The following is a 21,837-nucleotide window of genomic DNA, read 5'->3' as shown; positions in this document are numbered from 1 at the left end:
TCCGCGCAAACGCTTGATTTCCTTGATATTGGCCAAACCGGGACCCGCCGCGAAGCGGTGGGACTGAGCACCCGAAGGGTGTGAAGAAAAATCCTCGTTTCCGGATGGAAACCAGGTAAGGTTTGCGGCGATTCCCGGTTTCTTCGCCCCCTTCACGGCTGGTCCCGGTTTTCGCCGCGTCGATGAAACCGGGCGTTTGCGCGGAGACGCCGCCCAGGTGCAGCACAAGGGGATGAAAAGATTGAAGCCGGGATCGGCCGGAAAGTCCATTCGCGGATGGAAATGACTATGTGTCTAGCATAAAAGAGGGCCTTTTGCTAAACCATTTTCGATCGGGGAGGGCGCTTCCGGGCGAATCGTCGTCGATCGGCAAGCGGCCTTTTCGGCCGGGGTGCAGGGGGAATGCGGCGCCATGAGGACAGGGACCACATCCTGGATCGATCCGTCCAAAGATCTCGAAGGCAATGTCGCGCAGTTGGCCGGTGCGGTGGAGGACATCGAGCTGGTCCTTTTCGACGTCAAGGGGTACGGGGACAACCTCCCTGACCGCGCATCCGTCCGTCGCCTGGCGGAGCTGGCGGAACGCTGGGGCCACACCTACACCGTGCATCTCCCGCAGGACCTCTGCGTGGATGAAGATGGAACGTGCCCGGACGGCTCACTCGAAAAGGCCCGGCAGGTCATCGAATTGACGCGGGATCTGCATCCGTGGGCTTACGTCGCCCATCTGAACGGCGACGCCCTCATGGACCATCCGTCCCCCTCGCAGTGCGTGCGATGGAGGCGAAGGGCGGAGCGTGCGTGCCGGATCGTCGCGGGCTGGCTCGACGATCCGGCACGCCTGTCGATCGAGAACATCGAGCGCTGGGATGCGGCGAATCTTGCCCCGGTGCTCGAAGCCCTGCCGGTCAGCCGCTGTGTGGATATCGGACACCTGTGGCTTCAGCGGGTCGACCCTCTGGATCACCTGAACGCCTGGCTCGATCGGACACGGGTGGTCCACCTCCATGGGCTCCGCGATTTTCCGGCGCCGGCGGGCCAGATTTTTCAACCCGGCCTGGACCACACGAGCCTCGCGCGAATCCCGCCCGCAGCCCTCGACCCCGTTGCCGCCTGCCTCACGGATCGATTCGAAGGGGTGCTCACCCTCGAGGTTTTCTCGCGCGAGGACCTCGATGCCTCTCGCGCCGCGTGGGACCAGGCGTGCCGGCGCGCCGCGGGCGGCCCTCTTTTCAGCCCTGCTGGACCCGGACCATTTCGAAGAAAAGGTCCTGTTCCCGGATGACGCCGACGGGCCGCGTGCCCTGCATGACCAGGAGGCGCCGCTCGTTCTGGGTGATCATCAGGAAGGCGGCCTCCATGAGGTTGGAATCCGCGTCGATCGTGGAGGGCCTTGGAGACATCACCTCACCGACCTTTTTCGTGGACAGCTTCCGCACCTCGAGGGTGAACATGCCGGACCAGAACATGGGCGAGTACTGGATGCTGTCCGCCGTGGAGGGTTTGGGGGCGCTCAGATACGCGGGCATGATGGACTCGAGGAGGTCCTTGATGGTCATCACCCCCTGGACCTCGCCGTTGGCGCCGAGGACCAGGAGCGAACGGTGGCCCGTCTCCATGATGCGGCTCGTGGTCATCCGCGAGCTGAAGGTCTCCTTCAGCTCCAGAATCGCCTCCAGGACGGATTGACCGGCGGAGATGGACGTGTATTCCTCGAACGGGATCATGACCTCCCGGACCTTCCGCTCGGCCGGACGCGCCCCTTTCCTCCGGGATGTGAAGGCGTCGGAGATCTTGGCGGCCAGGAGATCGATGTCGCAGGGTTTCGAGAGGTAATCGAATGCGCCGGATTCCCGGGCCTCCTTGGCGGAGGGGAGATCCCCATGCCCTGTCAGCATGATGACCGGCATGTCGGGGGCCTGCCTGCGGATCTCCTTGAGCGTTTCATGCCCGTCCATACCGGGCATCTTGATGTCCAGGACGACGACGTCGGGCTGGTTCTTGAGCTGTTCGAGGGCCTCCTCGCCCGAGCCGGCCAGGAGGGTGTCGAATCCTTTCCGGGTCAGCAGTTTCCGGGTCGTGGCCCTGAATTGCTCCTCGTCGTCCACCATGAGAACCTTGATCGAATCGTTCATATATTCTGCCTCCTTTTTGAGCATCGGATCCTCATCGAAGGTGCGGTGCGCTTTCCTTCGCCCCGCTCATCGGGGCCTTGACGATGTCCGGGTCCCTGTTTAAAGGACGGTTTGGGTGTTGTGCGCCGGCCTCCGTTTCATCCCGGGTCAGGCCGAGATGAGCGGCTTCAACAGGTGAATCAGCAAGAGGAGCAGAACCGCAGCCGTCGCCAGACAGGCCAGAACCAACCGTGTTTTGATGCCGCCGGTTCGGGTCATGCCGACGCCGATCAGGTAGAACTTCCAGATCCCGCCGACCCAGGCCATGCCCGGAAGCCAGGAGATCAGAAGACTCACATTGGCGTAGGCGACGATCCGAAAGAGGGCCTCGAACGTGAAGGTTCGCCGGCAGAAAAGGCGCGCCACCGGATACAGGATCCCGGCTGTCAGGAAAGGCATCGAAAAGGCGTTCAGGAAAAAGACCACCGCAAAGAAGGCCTTTTCCTGCGGCATGACCAGCGTGCCTGCCAGTGTGAAGAGGATCGACACCGTCAACAGAAAAGAGATTGCACCGCGGTACCCCTTTTCGTCCTTGCGTGCCTCATAGAATCTGCCCGGGTTGATCAGAAGCCCGATGACCTTGTCCAGAAACCGTTTTACTGCATCAAAGCCCGGGCGGTTCCGTGCCGCATCGTCTGGGAGAGTCTGTGCCATGCTCATTGCCTGCCTCATATCGTTGTCTTTCCCGGATCCTGTCCGGATGCCGGCGGCTGGGCGGCCGCCGGGCCGTCTTCCCGCCCGGCGAAACCGGGCGGAACACCGGCCGGGGCCGGAAGATGAAACGCCGCAAGGCGGACCGTCCGGCGCCGGGAGCGGGAGGCCGGACGCCTAGAAAGGCTTCAGACCCGGCCATCCCATCCAGTTCCAGTAGGTGGAAGCCATGATCGCCAGCCCGAGCATGTTCGTGACCCAGAGGATGACCCCCACCCGCAGGTAGTCCTTTGCGGTCAGGTAGCCGCTGGCGTAGACGATCGCGTTGGGCGGCGTGCCGATCACCAGGCAGTAGGCGAAGGAGGAGGCGATCGCGGTGCCCATGGCCATGAAGGGGATCATGGCGCTCCCTGGGTGGGCGATGCCTGCCATGGCCAGGGTCACCGGGCCCACCGCCGCGCAGGCGGGGCCGTCGGCCATGATCTGGGTGAGCAGGGCCGTGATGAGGTTGCCGGTCAGGAGGAGTCCCAGCCCCTGGCTGACCCCCAGGGGTTCGGCCAGGGCGAGCAGGCTCCGGGCGATCCAGAAGGCGCCGCCGGTGTCCACCAGCACCTTGCCGAAGATGATGGCCCCGGCGTAGAGCCAGACCACGCCCCAGTCGACCTTGGTCTGGTAGTCGCGCCAGTTGACCACGCCCGAAAGGATGTAGGCGATGGCCCCCATGACCGCCAGCACCCCGATTCCGAAGCGGATGCCGGTCCACTGCAGCAGCAGGTTCTTCTCCGTGATCCAGCAGAAAAGCATGGCGAGGAAGATGATCAGGGCCAGCTTCTGATCCCGAGTCCACTTGCCGCCTCCGATCCTGGCCGTCTGCTCCTTCACCACCGCAAAGGCCTCGCCCAGGTTCGATATGGCCGGCTTGAAGCGCCAGTTGATGACGAACCAGGTGACAGGGATCAGGAAGACGAGGAACGGGATGCAGTAGATGCACCACTGGCCGAAGCCCATCGAAAGGCCGAACATGTCTTCGGCATAACTCATCATGATGATGTTGCGCGCCGCACCGGAGGGCGCCAGGGAGCCGCCGAGGTTGCAGGCCATGGCGATGGTGATCATCAGCATCTTGGCGAGTTCGGGGTCCTCCTTACCCGCGGCCGAGGCGGAGGTGGTGTAGATGAGGATGCCGATCGGCAGAAACATGGCCGCCAGGGCGTGATCCGACATGAACATCGTCAAGGGGGCGATGATCATGACAATGATGAGCGTCACCCATTTGATGTCGGGGTTCTTGAGCTTGCCGAACATCATCATGGCGATCCGCTTGTCGACGCCGGTTTTGACGAAGGCGGTGGCGAACATGAGGCTGCCCATGATGAACCAGGTCGCGTCCGACCAGTAGAAGGAGGCGACGGTCTTCCGGTTGACGATCCCGGTGATCATGGCGATGATCCCGATGGAGAAGGCCACCATGGGGAGCGGCATTGCCTCCGTGACGAAGCAGAGCACCACGAATGCGACGATGGCCACCGCCGCCTTGACGTGATACCCGGCCCTGAGGGCCTGTGCCTGCTCCTTTTCCGTGAGCCGGTCGAAGGTCAATTCATCGGCGCGCAGGGTGTAGGCACGATCCATCAGCGAACGAAAACGCTCCGGCGGCAGCTGCTCGGCAAACGACATAACCTGCTCCAAATGGGATTTGGTGCAGGTTATGTCGTTTTCTTTGCACCATTTTTGGTTCCGCTTGAGAAACGCTGCGTGCCCGTAGGCGGATTTCTGGAGACTCGCCTCCATCATACGGACCATCAGGATCTGCCACTGCTGGAGTTCCTCGGTCTGTTCGCCGAACAGCTCGCCGGCGAAAAATTCCTGGACATACTTCGGCCCGAAGGCGTACTCGACTCCGACATCGAGCATGCTTTTCGGTGTGGGCATCGCCAGCAGAAGCACCAGGATGCCCAGCGGGAAGATGAACAGCTTCCAGTTGATATACTTGTCATAGCCTGAGGGTTTTTCTCTTTTGTCTGTCATTTTTCCCTCCTGATCTGGACTGGATCACATCATGACGCTGGAGACGGATCACTTTCTCCGGCGCAGCGGGGCGGGATTGCGGCGGTTGCCCCCAGCGGGGGGATCGCGGACTCCGAGGCTGCAAATCCTGCAGGTGCGGCCTGCTTGAAGGGCCCCGTCCCGTCCCGGCACCTAGTGCATTTCCGGGTTGGAAACTGGGTTCTACCAGGAAATCATTTCCGGATGGCACCTAGCTTGCGATGGGTCGGATGCAGCGGACCCCGCGCAGGCAGCGGCGCCGCCCCGACCGGGAACCGGCAGGGCCTTCGATACGCTTCCCCGGAAGCGGCTCAGGCCTCGCCGAACCATTTCATCAGGCCATACAGGATGAACATCACGATGGTTGCATAGAAAAAGAATGAGCGTTCCCTTTCCCTGGTCCACCTGAGCTTCCCTGAGGTTGCGGCCTTGGGCTCCTCTGCATTCATGGATCGACCCTCCTCTCGGTGTGTTTCAAGGTCCGGCATCACTCCGACCCTTCCAGAATCTGCCGGGGGGATTTCATGGCGCTTCTTGCCTGCGCAACCCGGATCCTTCCTTCGATCTTCTGCCGGTTGTGGAAGGCGTCCTCCGCCTTGGCGATCAGGTCATCGATGTCGGTCGGTTTCATGAGGTAGTCGGTGGCGCCGGATTTGAGCCCTTCGACGGCGCTGTCGACCGTTGCGTGGCCCGTCAGCATGATGACCTCCACCATCGGGAACTGGTTCTTGATCTGCTTGAGCGTGGCGATCCCGTCCATGCCGGGCATCTTGACATCGAGAATGACGACGTGAACGTTCTCCATCCTGAGTTTCTCGAGGGCCTCGGCCCCGCTCCCGGCGGTGATGACGTCATACCCTTTTCTTGTCAGCAATTTCTGGGTGGTGGAGAGGAAGCGTTCCTCGTCGTCCACCAGCATCATCTTCATGGTTTCCATTCTGTTACCCCCTGTCGATCGAGTCTGTTTCAGGTCGTTTCCTTCCGGAAACGCTGTTTTTGCCGATCTCGGCGTTGATCTGCGCCTTCGCCTGCCCGGCGGCGCCCTACGAGGCTGCAGGCAGACGGAGGGTGAAAACGGTGCCCATCCCCTCCGCGCTGTTGACCTCCATCGCCCCCCCCATGCGGTCTACGATGCCGTAGCAGACCGCGAGCCCCAGACCGGTGCCTTTCCCGACCGGTTTGGTGGTGAAAAAGGGGCTGAAGATCTTCTTCAAATTCTCGGGTCTGATGCCGCAGCCGTTGTCCTTGACGAACAGTTTGACCAGCCCGCCCTCCGAGGGCTCCGTGCCGACGACCAGCTCCCCTCCTTCGGTCCCGTGGCGGGCAAGCACCGCATCGATGGCGTTGTTCAGGAGGTTCAACAGCACCTGCTGCAGCTGGGCCGGATCCCCGTGGATCGGAGGGGTGTCGGCGTGGATCTGCTCCTGGACGCTGATTCCGTGTACGGCTGCCTTCTTGGAGACCATCGCCAGGATTTCCGGGATGAATCTCCGCAGATCGACATCCCGGATGACCGGTTCGCTCTTGCGGCCGAATTTCAGGATGGCCTGCGTGATCTCGGCGCAGCGGTCGATCTGGGTGTTGATCTGGCGCATGGAATCCTCGATTTCATCGAGGTCTTCCGAGGGCGTCAGCGTGCCCTTTTCCTTCATATCGGCCATGATGTTGTCGATCAGCGATTTTTCGGCCTTGATGATCTGGAGCGGGTTGTTGATTTCGTGGGCGAAGCCGGCGGCCATCTCCCCCAGTTCCGCCAGCCGCGCAGCGCGCACCAGTTGCTCGCCCAGTTGCTCCCTCTCTGCGTCCATCTCTTCCATGCGGCGGATGATCCGATTGGTCAGAATGAAGGCCGAAACAAGGATGACCGCGCCGCCCAGCAACGTCGTGATCAGGATCAGGATACTCGCCTTGCGCAGGGCCGCGAAGGCGTCGCGCTTTTCCTGGCGCACGACGAGGAGCCACTTCTTCTCCGTCAGCCAGGTGGTCGCGAACAGGTAGGGGAGCCCGGCGGCGTCCTTTTCGACGAAGGTCCGCACCCCGCTTTCCGGGGAGGGGTAGATCAGCGTTTCGGGGTCTTTTTCCATGAGCTGGCTTTCGCCACGCCGTTCGGTCTGAAACAAGCCCTGCGCATTGAGGAGGTAGGCCTCCCCCGTTTCGCCGATTTTCACCTGCTTGACCAGCTGGTTGAAGAGATCCGTGTCGATTGTCGCCCTCAGGACCCAGTTGCGTCCTGCTTCTTCGCGGGTCAGGGCGATGATGAAGTGGGGGATGCGCCGGTACCCCAGAAAGACATCGCTGATGTAGAAGCCGTTCTTGAGAACGGCCTTGAACCAGTCGGCATCGCTGTAGTTTCGTCCTGTCAGTTGATAGGGGCCTACATAGGCCACGTGCAGTCCGTCCTGATCGAAGACACCCAGATCCAGAAAGGCATTGGAGGTCTTTTGCAGCAGCGTGAGGGTGGCCTGAAGGAACTCGGGACGGCGAAGCGAGTCGAATGCGTGGATGTCCGCGATACAGGTCAGGTCGGCCTTACGTTCCCGAAGGAAAGAATCGATCATCTGCCCGTGGTCGAACGCGATCCGCTTCATGTGCAGGACGGTGCTCGTCTCCTGGGCGTTCTTGAAATAGGTGTATCCGATGATCAGGACGAGGACGAAAGGGATCAGAGGCCCGATGATGGAACTGGTCAGGAGGATCCTTCTGAGACTGGCGTAGTGATGGTTTTGGCCGTTTGGGTGTCCCGGCTGATATGGCATGATTCACTCCCCTGATCCGAGGTTGGGGTCCTGCAGTTCTTCAAGGCAATGTCCATGCCAAAGAGGAGGCGGGAATAAAAGCAACTTAAAATGTTGAAATGCGGACGGTTCGACCTCGGGATGCAAGGAGGGGGAAGGGGGCCGCACCTTTCGGCTGTCGGACATTTTTACAGTCTGTAAAAGGCATCAGGCAGGAGTGCGCGCTTCATAAGGGGCCGTTGCGCGCCCGGTGACATGGGCGGTCCTCCTTGGAGTGCTCCTCCGGGAAACGCTGAAAAGCGTCTCTTCAAGGGGATGTTTTTTCTTGACTTCTTGAGGACATCGATCTATCCTTCTGCTATATGAGAAGTAATTCTTACAATGTAAGAATTTTAAAGACGAAGAGGCCGCGGCGTGATCGTAGGGCGCGAAGCCCGGGAGAGTCGCCCCTCAAAAGCCTCTGCCTTTTTTGATTCCCGGGGTTCCCGGGCGATGGACACGGGGGTTTCGACACCTGATTGTGCGGAGCCGGTCCGGTGGCTTCTCCAGGCACGCTGCTCCCGTAAAGGGAAGGCGGCATTGGCCGCGGGTCTTTTCCGATTGGACGATAAGGAGGTGAAGATGAATTTTACCGATTACCTGCGCATGAACGCCGTCAAGTACAGCGGGAAGGCTGCCCTGATCGAAAGACACCCTGCCAGAACCAGACGTCGGGTGCTTACCTGGAGCGATTTCAACGCCGAGGTCAACAGAGTCGGAAACTTCCTACGGAAGGATCTGGGGATTCAAAAGGGAGACCGGGTTTTGCACCTATTCAACAATTCGATCGAGTGGTTGATGACCTACTTCGGCATCATCAAGATAGGCGCCGTGGTCGTCCCCTTGAATTTCCGATTCATCGAATCGGATATCGCCTATGCAGGGGACATTGCCGAGCCGTCGGTTTTTCTGTTCGGGCCTGAGTTTCTTGACCGCGTCAAGAACGTCCGGGAGCGGCTCAAGACCGTCCGGCGGTTTATCGTCGAAGGGGAGGTCTGTCCGGAGGGGATGACTCCGTTCTCCGAGATCGAGCGCTCCACCGACACGTCAGAGTGCATCGTCGATATGCAGGACGGTGATGACCTGGCGGTTATGTTCACATCCGGTACGACCGGGAATGCCAAACCGGTGATCCACACGCACGGAAGCATGCGCGCGACCGCCGTCGGAAACGGCTTGAGCCTTCCGCTGACGGTGGACGACAATTACCTGATCGTGCTTCCACTCTATCATTCGGGAAGCCTGTTCATGTGGTTTTCCTATTATGTGGTGGGCGCGACCGGGACCATCATACGCGAATACCGGGATCCCAAATGGCTCCTGGAGGCCATCGAGGAAGAGAAGGCAAACGCCTTCCTGGCGGTGGTCCCGATGTGTGTCGACCTGATCAACCAGATCGAGGCCGGGAAGATCGATCCGCGGCAGTTCGACCTCTCTTCCTGGAAATATCTGACGACCGGCGCTCAGCCCGTGCCGCCCCATATTTTCAGCCGATTGCTGGAACTCTTGCCCTGCAACGTGATCCACACCTATGGGACAACGGAGGCGGGCGGCGGTGCGACCTGGTGCATCTATGACGCCGATATCCTGCGCAAGCCCGGCTCGATCGGGAGGCCCGACTTCGGGGTCGAAGGACGCATCGTCGACGAGGCGGGGAAGGACGTCGCTCCGGGTCGGGTTGGGGAAATTGCGATCCGGACGCCGCGGCTCATGAAGGGATACTGCAGGAATGCGGATCTCACGCGGCAGAGTATCCGCGACGGTTTTTTTTATACAGGGGACCTTGCCCGGATGGACGAAGAGGGGTATTACTATATCGTCGATCGGAAAAAGGACATGATCACCAGCGGCGGGGAAAACATCTATCCGGTGGAGATCGAAGAGGTCCTGCACGAGCATCCGGACGTCGATGACGTGGCGGTGATTGGTTATCCGGACGAGCGGTTCGTCGAGATCGTCATGGCCGTGGTTCAGCTGAAAGAGGGGAGGATGGTCGGCGCAGAGGAGATCATCGCCTTCTGCAAGTCGAGGCTGGCAATCTACAAAGTGCCGCGAAAGGTGGCCTTCGACCAGGTTCCCCGGAACCCGACTGGCAAACTCCTGAAAACGGTTCTCAGGGAGAAGTACTCTGGTGCGAAGGAAGCGTTCAAAATGGATTGACGAAAGGGGGAACATGTATGGATGACCTTAGAATCGCCGTAGTGGGTATCGGGGCGACGGGCGCCGTTCTGGCGGCGGCCCTGCTCAGCCGGGATCCAAATACGATTCTGGTGGATCCCAGGCCTGGATTGAGGGAGGAATTGGAAAAAGGCGGCATCCGTATTACGGGGCAGCTCGATTATCAGGTCCCTGTCCGCCGATTTTTCGACCGCATCGAAAAGTGCAGGGAGCACCGCCCGAACTGCATCTTCGTCGCCACCAAGACCTTTCATCTCCCGCAGGTCCTGGAGGAGTTGAAGGGCGTGTTCCAGGAGGGGACCAGGATCGTCAGCACGCACAATGGTTTGGGGACCGAGGACCTCATCGCCGAGGCCTTCGGCCCCGAGGCGGCCTTCCGGATGTCCCTCAATTTCGGGGTCGCCCTGAAGGGTCCGACCGCGGTCGAAACGGCCTTTTTCAACCGTCCGAACCACCTGGGGGCCCTCGTCCCCGAAAATCGGGGCTTCGGCCAGCGCCTGGCGGAGCACCTCTCCGCCGGCGGACTCGATACGGAGTGCGTCGACGACATCAAGCTCTTCGTGTGGAAGAAGATGATCATGAAGTGCACCATGGCCTCCATCTGCGCCGTGACGGACCGGACCATCAAGGACGCCCTCGAATTCCCCCCCACCCGAGAGATCGCCGAATGTTGCTTTCAGGAGGTCCTGGCCGTCGCCAAGGCCAAGGGCTACGATCTCGGGGAGGACTATCTGACCCAGGCTCTGGGGTATCTCGAAAAGGTGGGGGTGCATAAGGATTCCATGTGCGTCGACATCGCCAACAAGACCCGGACCGAGATCGACTTCCTGGGCGGGAAGGTCGTCGAATACGGGAAGGAGACCGGCGTTCCCACACCGTGTTACGCGACGATGGCAAACCTCGTCAGGGCCATGGAGGACCGTTACCTGCGGCGTTGAACCGCCGGGGCATCGAAGATCTGGAAGCGCCGGTGCCGCCGCTCGACACCTTGTTGTCTCCCGGGCGGCGGTCCGCCCTTAGAGAAAACCGTTTTGAGGTTTCGGTGGAAGGGACGTTGATTATGAGCCGAAGCAGTTGGATCCACGTGGGCGACATCCTCCGGATGAACGCGCTCCGGGATCCCGGTAAACTGGGATGGCAGGACAAGGCGAGGGAGTTCACGTTCGCGGCCTGGAATGACCGCGCCTGCCGCTTCGCCGACGGCCTGAAGCGTCTGGGCGTCGGGTACAAGGACGCCTTCGGCGTCATCGCCTACAACCGCGGGGAATGGATGGACATCTACGCCGGGTGCGCCAAGGGCGGCCAGGTGGTGGTGCCGCTCATGTTCCGGCTGGCCGCGCCGGAGATCGAGTACATCGTCAACCACGCGGAGTGCCGCGGGCTGGTGGTCGAAGCGCCTTTCGTCGCGCTGATCGACGGCATCCGGGACCGGCTGAAGATTCCGCAGGGGGCCTTCGTCTATCTGGGTGAGGACCCCGTGCCCGACGGGTACGTCGGCTACGAGGAACTCCTGGCCGGTGCATCGCCGGAGGAGCCGGGCCGGCGCGTATCCGGGGACGATGTCTGGAATGTCATGTACACATCGGGGACGACCGGCCGGCCGAAGGGTGTGGTCCGCACCCATGAGAGCCACATCGCCCATTATCTCCTCAGCAACATCAACATGGGGGTGCGTCCGACCGACAAGGCGATGCTCGTGATGCCCATGTGCCACGTCAATTCGATCCAGTACTCCTTTCCCTATACCCTCGTGACCGCGCCCGTGTTCATCTACAACAGGGCCAGCTTCATTCCGGAAGACCTCCTGACGACGATCGCCCGATACCGGATCACCTACACCTCGCTCGTCCCCACCCACTACCAGATGATCCTGAGCCTGCCGGAAGAGACGCGGAGGGGCAAAGACGTCTCCTCGATCCGGCAGCTGCTCATTTCTTCCGCGCCGGCCTCGAAAGAGCTTAAGCTCGCCATCATGGACTACTTCCGGAACGCGGAGTTGTGGGAGGCCTATGGAAGTACGGAAGGCGGGCTGGGGACCTTGCTTCGGCCGGAGGACCAGTTCCGGAAACTCGGTTCGATCGGCAAAGAGGTCTTCGGGAGCGACCGCATCAGACTGCTCGACGAGAATCGGAACGAGGTCCCGGAGGGGGAGGTCGGCGAGCTGTTCTACCGGGCGCCCTGCGTCTTCAAGGAATACCTGAAGGACCCGGAGAAGACCAGGGAGGTCTTCGAGGGAGAGTGGTTCTCCGCAGGGGACATGGCGCGGCGGGATGAGGACGGCTATTACACCCTGGTGGACCGGAAGGCGAACATGATCATCACGGGGGGTGAAAATGTCTATCCATCCGAGGTGGAGGTCGTCCTCAAGGGGCATCCTGCGGTGCGGGAGGCCGCCGTGGTCGGGGTGCCCGACGAGAAGTGGGGCGAAGCCATCAAGGCTGTCGTCGTGCTGCGGGAAGGCCATTGGCCGAGCCCGGCTTTGGCGCAGGAATTGATGGATTTCACCCGGGGGCGGATCGCCGGCTACAAGCGGCCCAAGAGCATCGACTTCATCGGGGAGGAGGAGATGCCCCGGACCGCGACGGGAAAGATCCTCCATCGGATGCTGAAGAAGCGCTATCGAGGTTTGTGAATGGCTGCGGAAACGGACAAAGTATTCGGATCGCTCGAAAAGGCCATTCGAATCCTGTGCCTCTTCGATGCGGAGACCCGCGAACGCTCCGCACAGGAGATCTCGAACAGCCTGAACATCCCGTTGAGCACCACCTACAACTACCTGAAGGTTTTCCTCCGCAACGACATCCTCAGCAGAGACGAAAACAGCAGCAAATTCCGTCTCGGGTGGAAGATATTCAAGCTCGGGGTCCTGGCGGCGGCGAACGTCTCTTTGCTGGAGATCGCCGCGCCCTATCTTGTCTCGATCGCCCGGCGGACGCAGGAAACCGTCGTTTTGGCCTTGATCGACGGCCTCGATCTACTCTGTGTGGACACGATCGAAAGCACACGGCCGGTCAAACTGACGATGAAAAGGGGCGCCAGGCTCCCGATGCATGCCGGAGCCCCGGGGAAGGTGCTGCTGGCCTACAATGAGCGGAGTTTCCTGGACGAGGTGATCCGGTCGAGAGGGCTCCCGAAAGTGAACCGGAACACCATCACGGACCCGAAGGCACTCGCGCGCGAACTCGAGGCCATCCGGGAACAGGGGTACAGCCAGAGCGATTCGGAGGTCGATTCGGGGGCCGCGGCCCTGGCGGTTCCCATCCTCGACCACACGGGACGGGCCGTCGCCGTTGTCTCGTTGATCGGGTCTGTGGAGGCTATCCTGGGGGGGCATCGGGAGGGGCTGGTCGATGTCTTGAAAGAGGCCTCAGAAGGGATTTCAGAAAAGCTGGGCTGGGTCCGTCCGGCGAGTCTCATCAAGCAAGGGCCGGTGTCTGTCGAAAAATGAGGAGGCTCCCCTGTCCGTCTTTCGATGGGCGAGCAAACGACTAGGCCTAAACCGCGGACCGGCAAGGGTGAGGATTGCCGGCCGCGGTTTTTCGGGGGTTGAGAGAAGGCGGTTCGATTCTGCAGCGGTGCTACTTTTCCTTTTCCTTTTCCTGTTCGAGGACCCTCCCCGGGAAGCGGATCAATTCCTTGATCCTGGCCGAGCGGATCTTCTGTTCGTGGGCGTCTTTCTTCTCGAAGGCCTGCGCCATCTTGAGCATCAATTCTTCCAGCTTCACCGGCTTCAGCAGGTAGTCGAAGGCCCCGAGCTTCATCCCCTCGATGCTTGTTTCGACCGACCCGTGTCCGGTGAGAAGGATGACCTCGGCCAGAGGCTGGATCTTCCTCATCTCCCGCAGGGCCTGGATGCCGTCCATACCGCCCGGCATCTTGATGTCGAGAATCACGACGTCGAAGAGCTTCTTTTTCATGACGTCGAGCGCTTCCTCTCCGCTCTGGACACCGGTCGTGTCGATCTGGCGTTTGTTCAGGCGGTTGACCAGGGTTTCCAGAAAATCCGTTTCGTCATCTACTACCAGCACTCTGAAACTGTCCATAATGACCTCCTTGGGCTGAAGCAATGTCGTGGCAAAAACCGTGTAATGGATGAAACCTCGGCAACCCCGGCAGTCTGCGTCCGTGCGCGGCCCGGGCATCGGTTCCCGGCTGCGGGGGAATGTCGGCACCCTCGGTTGGAAACGTCCCGGCGTGGGACGGTCCTTTCCGGATCGGAATTCTGGCCGTCCTGCGGTTGTTCTTCCCGGAATAGAATTCTGGTGGTGCTGCTTCATCCTTTTCCTGTGGATACCCGTGCAGTTTCCATCCGGAAATGGTCTTTTTGGCCGATCTCGGCGTCAATCTGCAGGTTTGCTTGTGCGGCGACCTGCAGGTCGCCTCCACGTAAACGCTTGATTTCCTTGATATTGTCCAAAAATCTTCCTTTCAGGGTTGGAAACGGAGTTCTACCCGCAAATCATTTCCGGATGGATACCAGTGTAGCTTTGCCGGATGAAAACGGAAGCAAAATGTGTCGCGGCCACGCGCTACGCTTCCCTACGTCCGGTTTTTTATTTCTTTTCGGGCAGAACCACCGGCAGACGGACCGTGAAGACGCTGCCTTTACCGACGGTGCTCTGCAGTTTGATGGTGCCGCCGAGTTTTTCGACGATCCCGTAGCTGACCCAGAGCCCGAGTCCTGTGCCCTTTCCGGTGTCTTTCGTCGTGAAGAAGGGGTCGAAGACCCGTTTCTGAATCTCCTCCGGCATCCCCGGTCCGTTGTCGGCCACCTTGACGTGGATTTCGGAGCCGAGCTGCCGGCTCTTGACCTCGATGTGCCCCTCCTTGCCGATGGCGTCGATCGCATTCGAGATGAGGTTCAGGAAGACCTGCTGCAGCTGAGACTGATCGTTGGCGATGATCGGCAGATTCGGGGAAAAATCGGTTGCAATCTCTATATTGTTGATCCGCGCATAATTTTCCAGCAGGGCGATCGTCTGCCGCAGGGTCTCGTTGACGTCCACGTCTTCGAGCCGCGGCTCCATACGCCGCGCATACCCCAGCATGTTGTGGACGACCTTGCGGGCCCGCTCGACGTGCTCCTCGATCTTCCGGATGGAGTTTTTGAACTCCTCCGCATTGGCGCTGTCCTTGAAGGATTCCTCCTCCAGCAGGTCTTCCATCCACCCGGTTTTCTGCAGGATGACGGCCAGGGGGTTGTTGATCTCGTGGGCCACCCCGGCGGCCATCTTGCCGAGCGCCGCCAGTTTGTCCGATTGCACCAGCTGCGCGTTCAACTCGTTCATCCGCTTGTCAGCCTCTTGCAGCCGCTTGATGCTCATTTTGGTGGTGAAGATGGTGGTGAGGACGATGGCGAGCACGCCGCACAGGATGATCAGGATCTCGACGTTGCGGGCGGCGAAGAGCCCTCCCATCTCCTCCGCGACCTCCTGGGTGATGACCAGGAGCCACTGATCCTTTTTGAGCCATCGCCCGGCGTAAAGGTTCTTCCTCCCGTCCGCGTCGGTCTCCTCGAACAGGGTGGTGCCCCCGCCGAACTTGGCCTGATCGATCCCGGACTGGCCGAGGGTCTTGCCTTTCAGGCGGGGTTGGGTTTGATAGAGGCCGTCCCGGTTCAGAATGAACGCGTCCCCGGTCTTTCCGACCTGGGCGGCCCGGACGATGCCGCCGAAGACATCCGGATCGATCGTGGCCCTCAGGATCCAGCTGTTCTGATCCTCTTGACGCCGCACGGCGATGATGAAGTGGGGCAGTTGGCGGTATCCCAGATAGACATCGCTGATGTAGATCCCCTTGCGCATGACCTCGCCGAACCAGGGCTGCTGGTAATAGTTCAGCCCTTCCAGGTTGTAGGGCCCGATGTAGGTGCGGTGGGTCCCGGCGTTGTCGATGACCCCCAGGTCGACGAAGGCGCCGGCGCGCTGGTTCATGACCTGGAAGATATTGGCAAGGGCCTTTTGTTCGAGCATCTCCTGGAAGTGATGCGTGTCGGCCATGGCGGCGAGGATCGCCGTCCGCTCCTTCAGGAAGAGATCGACGGCCTCGGCCTGGGCGTTGGCGCGGTAGCGCATCTGCTCGGCGATCTTGTCGTGGTAGAGCCGCGCGAACTGATGGTATATAGTTGCGCCCAGGAGGATCAGGGGCGCGAACGAGACGAACAGCGTCACGGCGATGATCTTTTTCTGGAGACTTGTGTACAATCGGGTTTTCATCGTGGCTTCCCTGGAGGGCGGACGGTCCGGGGGGCCCTTCGCGCCCGCCTTTCACTCGTTCACTAACTCGTTTCCATCCGGAAATGGTCTTTTTGGCCGATCTCGGCGTCAATCTGCAGGTTTGTTTGTGCGGCGACCTGCAGGTCGCCTCCGCGCAAACGCTTGATTTTATTGATATCGGTTAAAAATCCTCATTTCCGGGTTGGAAACTGGGTTCTATTGGGAAATCATTTCCAGATGGATAACTAACTCAGGACCGGCCAGTCGAGAAACCTCCAGTATCCCAGGATGGACCAGAACCAGAGCACGAGCCAGGCGATGATCGTTACCGGCAGCCCGTATTTGACGAAGTCCAGAACGCTCAGGAGGCGCTCCCCGGTCTCCGGGTCTTTGCCCATGCCGAAGGCGATGGCGTTGTTCGGGGTGCCCACCACGAGGAAGTTGGCGAAGGAGGACGAGAAGGCGCAGGCGAGCCCGATCTTCCAGACATGGACGTCCGCCAGGGCGCTCATGGGCAGCACGATCGGGCCGAGGGCGGCCACCGTCGCGCCGTCCGACATGAAGTTCGTCATCGTGCCGGTCAGGACGCTGACCCCGATGGCGAGCATGTCGCCCTGGGCCAGGACCTTCGGCAGGGCGTCCACGAAGGTGTTGGCCAGCCAGAGGCCGGCGCCGGTGAACTTGAGGCCGGCCCCCATGGCGGTGGCGGCCGCGTACAGACCCACCACGTCGAGCGCGACGCCCTCCTGGATGTCGTCCCAGGTGATGATGCGTGCAAGGAAGAGGGCGATGACGGCGTACATCGTGGGGCCGCCGAGTCCGGCGTGTTCTCCCAGGATGATCCACGCGGCGACCAGACAGACGAGGATCACCGCCATGATGGCCTCTTTGCCGCCGAACTTGGGCATGCGGGCCGCCTCGGCCTTGACGACCTCGGCCGGGTTGATGTCCTTCACCTTGAAGCGCGCCTTGCAGACGATGTACATGTACGCGCCGATCAGCACACCGCAGACGGGTACGAAGGGCATGCCGTATTTCATCCACTCGAGGAAGCTGATGCCCGTTCCGAAGTCCATCAGATACCCGGCCATGATGGCGTTTCGGCCGCCTGCCGCGGGGGAGCCCGGCCCTCCGTGGTTCGCGGCGAAGCAGATCCCGAGCAGCAGGAAGACGGCCAGGGCCCGATCCTTTTCCACGCCGTACATCCTGCAGGTGACCTTGTAAACGCCCATCAGGACGGGGATCAGCAGGGCGACCAGGGCGTGCTCCGACAGGAAACTGGCGCAGACGGCGATCGTGGGCATAAAGATGAAGGCGAACGCCTTGGCGCTCTTGATGCGGCTCAGGATGATCAGCCCGATGCGCTTGTCGAGACCGGTCTTGGCGACGCCGACCGCGACGACGAGAATGCCGAAGATGAAGAAGACCGCGTCGGACATGTAGGCCTTCGAGATGTCATTGATGGGGAGGATGGCGAAGAGATAGAGCAGGACGGCTACGAGGAGATCCGTGGCGCCGAGCGACAAAGCCTCCGTCGCCCAGAGAAAGACGCAGACGAAAAAGATCAGCAGCATGATCTTCAACATCTGAGCGGTCTGCTCCGGCGTCATGAGGCCCTTTTCCTTGTGGGCCCCTTCTTCGCCGGATTTCTGAGCCTCAGCACCGTCATGGGCGGCATCGGCCGCCCGCTTGGCTTCTTTGAAGGCCTCCGGGCTGAGCTTCTTGTTGACGGCATCCGTGATGCTCTGGCAGTCGGCCGGCAGTTTGTACCCCGCAGGATTCTCAGTTCCCACGAGCTTGACCATGCTTTGAGGCGGGGGCAGGATGTACAAACCGACGAAAACGATCAGCGCAGCCAGAAGCAGGATCGGTTTGTATCCCGGGCGGCTGGCCCACAAGCTCTGATCGGGGTTTGAGTCCGCACTCGCTTTGACATGTGACATAGGATCCTCCTTTGGTGTGACAGCGGTATCTCTCTTTCAGGTTCATTCAGACGGCGTCTTCGATCCGGGCCGAATCCCGGGCTCCGAAAGCACTCACTCCCCTTCAGCGGCGTTTCCCGGGGCCGATCACCTTCCTGATCGGAAGCCTCCGAGGCCTTGCCGGTGGCAGGCAGCCTTCCCCGGACTTCTCTTCACTGCGCCTGGCCCCATTCAAGAAGCCCGCACAACCGGCCGGTCTGACGCGGGTGCGACGAGTCCCCGGCAGGCCTGCCGGCCCTGGTGCCTGCAGCGACACGTGAATGGTTCGGTGGTTGGCACCCATTTGGGGTCTATCAAGCTTTGTGCCAAAAGCGGGCGGACGTCGCTGAGGGCCCAAAGGGCTGAAAGGATTGGAAGGTGAAGTCACGCGGCGAAAGGCTGAACCAGGCGGTAGGCCGGGTCTTTGTCGGCATTTTTTACAAGGTGTAAAAGAGAAAGGGGCCCGGCCAAACGACGAAAACGGCCTGCGGATGGCCGAAGCTGAGGGCCGGGCGGCCGAGGCGGGTTTTCAACCTTGTTCGGCGGGGTTGGTGCGGCGTGGATTCATCCGGGCGGAGTAGGCCTCTCTGATCTTTTCGAGAAGTTCGTCCAGTTCGCAGGGTTTGGTGAGGTAGTCGAAGGCCCCCAGGTCGATCCCCTCCCTGGCGGCCTCCGCCGAACCGTGACCCGTCAGCATGATGACAGCGAGATCCGGGTCCATCTTCTTGAAGATCTTCAGGACCTCGAGTCCGTCCATGTCTTCCATCTTCAGATCCAGCACGGCGACGTCGAAATCCTGGCCGCGCAGGGCCTGGATGGCCTCCGAACCGCTCAAGGCCTTGGTGACCGCGATCTTGCGCTTGCCGAGGCGATTGGCAAGCACGTTCACATAGCCCACCTCGTCGTCGATGAGCAAAAGACGGATCCGATCTTCCCCCGCGTGTTTGTTCGTCGGCATGAATCTCTCCTGGAAAAGACCGTTTCGGGGCGACGACCGAAAACGGATGAATGATCAAGGTGACGCCAGGATGCCCGATCCTGAGCCGGAGCGTTTCCGGAGGCCGCGCAGCGGAGCGGGGATTCCTTTCCCGTCTTCCTCGACGAAATCCTTGGATCAGGACCCGAAGGCGCCGCACTGGAGGCGGGCCTCGCGGGCGGGCGTTCCCGAGGCCGAAGGGGCGGCCCTTTGCCGGTCTCGGGCCGTTACCTGGATTTCCCGAGGCAGGTCTCGGAGGCCCGTTTCCACGAGGGCGGGAGGGGCGTCGAGGTTGGCGGAACCGGGCTCGGTCAAGCCCCCTAAATCCGCCGGGTCGTAATCTCCTTCATCCTGGCTTCGACAATCTTCTCTTCGTGTTCGCGTTTCTTGGCTGCGGCCTCCTGGACCTTTTTGAGCAGCAGATCCATGTCGCAGGGTTTCATCAGGTAGTCGTAGGCACCGAGCTTCATGCCCTCGATGGCCGTTTCAACCGTAGCGTGGCCGGTCAACATGATCACTTCGACCAGGGGGTACTGCCGTTTGATCTCGCGCAGGGTGTCGATGCCGTCCATTCCCGGCATCTTGACGTCCAGGATGATGACCTCCGTCTGCGGCTTGTTTTCGAGAAGCTTCAGCGCCTCATCGCCGCTGAAGGCCGAGTCGACCTCCAGTTCGCGCTTCGTGAGCCTCTTCGTCATGGTTTCCACGAAGGGTACCTCGTCATCGACGAGCATGATATGGGCCAAACTCATGGTGTTCTCCTTTCTGGTTCAGTCCGAGGGTCCAAGCGGTGCATTGCCGGTTGGTTTTTCGCCCGGCGCGGTATCCGTTTCAGCGGTCTTGACGGGTGCGAAGGGCAGGATGACCTTGAAGGTTGTGCCGACGTCCAGCTCGCTGCGCACCTCGATTTCTCCCCCAAGCTTCTTGACGATCCCGTAGCAGATGGCGAGTCCGAGTCCGGTTCCCTTCCCGACGGGTTTGGTGGTGAAAAAGGGATTGAAGATCCGGCCCAGGTTGGCCTGAGGGATGCCGGGGCCGGTGTCCGAGATCTCCACGACAATGGTGTGGTCAGACTGCTTGGTGCCGATCTCGAGCGATCCTCCGCGCTTTTCCATGGCATCGATCGCGTTGTTGATCAGATTCAGAAACACCTGCTGCAGCTCCGACTGGGACACCCTCAGGAGCGGGAGATCTTCCTGAAAAGCCGTCAGTATCTCGATGTTGCTGAATTTGGCGCGCTGCTTCGAGAGGGCGACCAGTTCTTCCATCAGTTCGTTGATCTGCACCTCCTGGATCCTCGGGTCGGTCTTGCGGGCGAAACTCAGGAGTTTGTGGGTGATCTCCTTACATCGTCTTCCCTGCGTGCGGATCTGCTCCAAAGCCCGTTTGAACTCCTGAAGGTTTTCACTGTCCTTGAATTCCTCTTCAGCGAGCAGATCCCCGATCCAGCCCGCTTCCTCGACCATGATCGCCACGGGATTATTGATTTCGTGGGCGATCCCTGCTGCAAGTTCGCCGACAGAAGCCAGTTTGCCCGTTTCGACCACCTGTTCGTTCATCATCCGCTTTTCCTGGTCGGAACGGTAGATCCTGTTGACCATCCGCCGCGAGACCATGACGCCGGTGGTGACGATCAGGAGCACGCTGAGAAGGATGAAAACCAGACTGACCTTGAGGGCGTTGTTGAAATCAGCGAAGGCGTCGGCGGCCTTTTGACGGTAGACGAGCCACCAGTCGCCGTTCTTGAGAAAAACGGAGACGTAGATCGCCTGCTCTCCGGCCTCGTCCCGGGTCTTGACGATCTGGACCTCCCGGCCGTTGGACTGCTGCTGTGCAAGCAGTTTGAGATAGGGACCGGTCTCCAGGCTCACGTCCAGAAAGGGCTTGGTCTGGAAAGCCCCCAGCCGGTTCAGGATGAAGGCGAACCCCGTTTCTCCGATCCGGATCTTTTCGACCAGGTCGTTGAAGGCGACAAAGTCGATGGTGGCCCTGAGGATCCAAGGCCGGGCGTTGGAATTCTCCTTGACGGCGATGATGAAGTGCGGGAGGAGCCGCAGACCCAGAAACACGTCGCTGACGTAGAACTCTTCCCGCATGACCCTTTCGAACCAGTCCGCCGTGGAATAGAGGGCCTTCGTCAGTCTGAAAGGACCGGCATAGGCGCGTTGAACGCCTTCGGCGTCGATGACGCCGAGGTCCACGAACATGGGGCCGAAGGTGCCTTGAAGGACTGCCAGTTGGTTTTCCAGGAACGACTGATCTTCGAATTCCTCCAGGGTGAAGTTCTGCGCCAGGAACCTGATCTCCCCGAGCTTTTCGGTCAGGAAGGCGTCGATGTTCTGCTTGTGTTTGCGCACCAGGGTGGTCAAGTGGGCATTGACCTTTTCCTCGTAGGATTGATGGAAATGGTAGAGGATGAAGCCGCTGACCAGGAACATCGGCGTCAGGGAGACGATCAGTACGGCCAGCAGCATATTTCGGGACAGGGAACGGTAATAACCGCTCCGGCCCTCATTTTTTCGCTCCATCGTAGGTTCGTCTCCCTGCCATCCATCCGGAAATGATTGTTCGGTGCAGCCGCGTTTCCGATCCACAGATCGGGTGAAAAATTCTGCGGCCCGGATGGAAGCGCCTTACGGTCCATCCGGAAATGATCTGCAGCAGCAACCGAAATTTCCAATGCGGAAATGAGGATCTTTCTTCACACGCTGCGCGTGCTCAGCCCCACCGCTTCACGCCGGGTCCCGGCTTGGCCGATATCAAGGAAATCAAGCGCTTGCGCGGAGGCGACCTGGTGGTCGCCGCACAAGCAAACGTGCAGATTGACGCCGAGATTGGCCAAAAAGACCATTTCCGAATAAA

At 60.5% G+C, this 21,837-nt stretch carries 19 protein-coding genes; 5 read left to right on the top strand and 14 right to left on the bottom strand.

Annotation, left to right across the window (positions count from 1 at the left end):
• Positions 1-412: 412 nt before the first annotated feature.
• Positions 413-1,285 (top strand): cobamide remodeling phosphodiesterase CbiR, encoded by an 873-nt coding sequence (gene cbiR, locus H567_RS0119115; protein WP_028322618.1) that lies wholly within the window; start codon positions 413-415, stop codon positions 1,283-1,285.
• Here cbiR and H567_RS0119110 read toward each other — a convergent pair.
• From H567_RS0119110 to H567_RS0119080, 6 genes are all read right to left on the bottom strand, one after another.
• Positions 1,233-2,135 (bottom strand): response regulator, encoded by a 903-nt coding sequence (locus H567_RS0119110; RefSeq protein ID WP_028322617.1) that lies wholly within the window; start codon positions 2,133-2,135, stop codon positions 1,233-1,235. The two genes, cbiR and H567_RS0119110, sit on opposite strands and share 53 nt — an antisense overlap.
• Before the next feature lie 147 nt (positions 2,136-2,282).
• A complete protein-coding gene (locus H567_RS0119105) occupies positions 2,283-2,828 on the bottom strand; it encodes a YIP1 family protein (RefSeq protein WP_028322616.1) in 546 nt (181 codons plus the stop codon).
• Between the two features lie 174 nt (positions 2,829-3,002).
• On the bottom strand, positions 3,003-4,853 hold the full coding sequence (locus H567_RS0119095; protein WP_028322614.1) for an SLC13 family permease: 1,851 nt from the start codon (positions 4,851-4,853) through the stop codon (positions 3,003-3,005).
• Positions 4,854-5,182: 329 nt separating this feature from the next.
• Positions 5,183-5,320 carry a hypothetical protein gene (locus tag H567_RS28740; protein ID WP_153306273.1) on the bottom strand — a complete coding sequence of 46 codons (138 nt, stop codon included), beginning with the start codon at positions 5,318-5,320 and terminating at the stop codon, positions 5,183-5,185.
• Positions 5,321-5,358: 38 nt separating this feature from the next.
• On the bottom strand, positions 5,359-5,808 hold the full coding sequence (locus tag H567_RS0119085; protein WP_028322613.1) for a response regulator: 450 nt from the start codon (positions 5,806-5,808) through the stop codon (positions 5,359-5,361).
• Between the two features lie 106 nt (positions 5,809-5,914).
• Positions 5,915-7,627 carry a sensor histidine kinase gene (locus H567_RS0119080; protein ID WP_051185135.1) on the bottom strand — a complete coding sequence of 571 codons (1,713 nt, stop codon included), beginning with the start codon at positions 7,625-7,627 and terminating at the stop codon, positions 5,915-5,917.
• 600 nt (positions 7,628-8,227) lie between these two features.
• Here H567_RS0119080 and H567_RS0119075 point away from each other — a divergent pair.
• From H567_RS0119075 to H567_RS0119060, 4 genes are all read left to right on the top strand, one after another.
• Positions 8,228-9,805 carry a class I adenylate-forming enzyme family protein gene (locus H567_RS0119075; RefSeq protein ID WP_028322611.1) on the top strand — a complete coding sequence of 526 codons (1,578 nt, stop codon included), beginning with the start codon at positions 8,228-8,230 and terminating at the stop codon, positions 9,803-9,805.
• A gap of 17 nt (positions 9,806-9,822) precedes the next feature.
• A complete protein-coding gene (locus H567_RS0119070) occupies positions 9,823-10,761 on the top strand; it encodes a ketopantoate reductase family protein (protein ID WP_028322610.1) in 939 nt (312 codons plus the stop codon).
• Positions 10,762-10,883: 122 nt separating this feature from the next.
• Positions 10,884-12,455: an AMP-binding protein gene (locus H567_RS0119065; RefSeq protein ID WP_028322609.1), complete on the top strand. Its 1,572-nt coding sequence runs from the start codon at positions 10,884-10,886 to the stop codon at positions 12,453-12,455.
• Complete coding sequence (locus tag H567_RS0119060) at positions 12,456-13,271, top strand: IclR family transcriptional regulator (RefSeq protein ID WP_028322608.1); 816 nt, start codon at positions 12,456-12,458, stop codon at positions 13,269-13,271.
• Positions 13,272-13,401: 130 nt separating this feature from the next.
• Here the strand turns inward: H567_RS0119060 and H567_RS0119055 are convergent, their stop codons facing one another.
• From H567_RS0119055 to H567_RS26085, 8 genes are all read right to left on the bottom strand, one after another.
• On the bottom strand, positions 13,402-13,866 hold the full coding sequence (locus H567_RS0119055; RefSeq protein WP_028322607.1) for a response regulator: 465 nt from the start codon (positions 13,864-13,866) through the stop codon (positions 13,402-13,404).
• Between the two features lie 230 nt (positions 13,867-14,096).
• Positions 14,097-14,240 carry a hypothetical protein gene (locus H567_RS28735; RefSeq protein ID WP_153306272.1) on the bottom strand — a complete coding sequence of 48 codons (144 nt, stop codon included), beginning with the start codon at positions 14,238-14,240 and terminating at the stop codon, positions 14,097-14,099.
• 136 nt (positions 14,241-14,376) lie between these two features.
• Positions 14,377-16,038, bottom strand: coding sequence for a sensor histidine kinase (locus H567_RS0119045; protein ID WP_028322606.1), 1,662 nt, complete (start codon positions 16,036-16,038; stop codon positions 14,377-14,379).
• A 245-nt stretch (positions 16,039-16,283) separates the two neighbouring features.
• On the bottom strand, positions 16,284-17,981 hold the full coding sequence (locus H567_RS26095; protein WP_051185134.1) for an SLC13 family permease: 1,698 nt from the start codon (positions 17,979-17,981) through the stop codon (positions 16,284-16,286).
• A gap of 547 nt (positions 17,982-18,528) precedes the next feature.
• The gene (locus tag H567_RS26090) at positions 18,529-18,957 is read right to left on the bottom strand and encodes a response regulator (RefSeq protein WP_035255326.1); all 429 of its coding nucleotides are present in this window, start codon (positions 18,955-18,957) and stop codon (positions 18,529-18,531) included.
• A gap of 156 nt (positions 18,958-19,113) precedes the next feature.
• Positions 19,114-19,290, bottom strand: a complete 177-nt coding sequence (locus tag H567_RS28730) for a hypothetical protein (RefSeq protein WP_153306271.1) — start codon at positions 19,288-19,290, stop codon at positions 19,114-19,116.
• Between the two features lie 5 nt (positions 19,291-19,295).
• Positions 19,296-19,727, bottom strand: a complete 432-nt coding sequence (locus H567_RS0119015) for a response regulator (RefSeq protein WP_028322605.1) — start codon at positions 19,725-19,727, stop codon at positions 19,296-19,298.
• An 18-nt stretch (positions 19,728-19,745) separates the two neighbouring features.
• A complete protein-coding gene (locus H567_RS26085; protein WP_084517579.1) occupies positions 19,746-21,503 on the bottom strand; it encodes a sensor histidine kinase in 1,758 nt (585 codons plus the stop codon).
• Between the last annotated feature and the right edge of the window lie 334 nt (positions 21,504-21,837).

This window comes from Desulfatiglans anilini DSM 4660 (assembly GCF_000422285.1).
GTDB lineage: Bacteria > Desulfobacterota > DSM-4660 > Desulfatiglandales > Desulfatiglandaceae > Desulfatiglans > Desulfatiglans anilini.
This window is presented reverse-complemented; position numbering and strand designations above follow the sequence as displayed.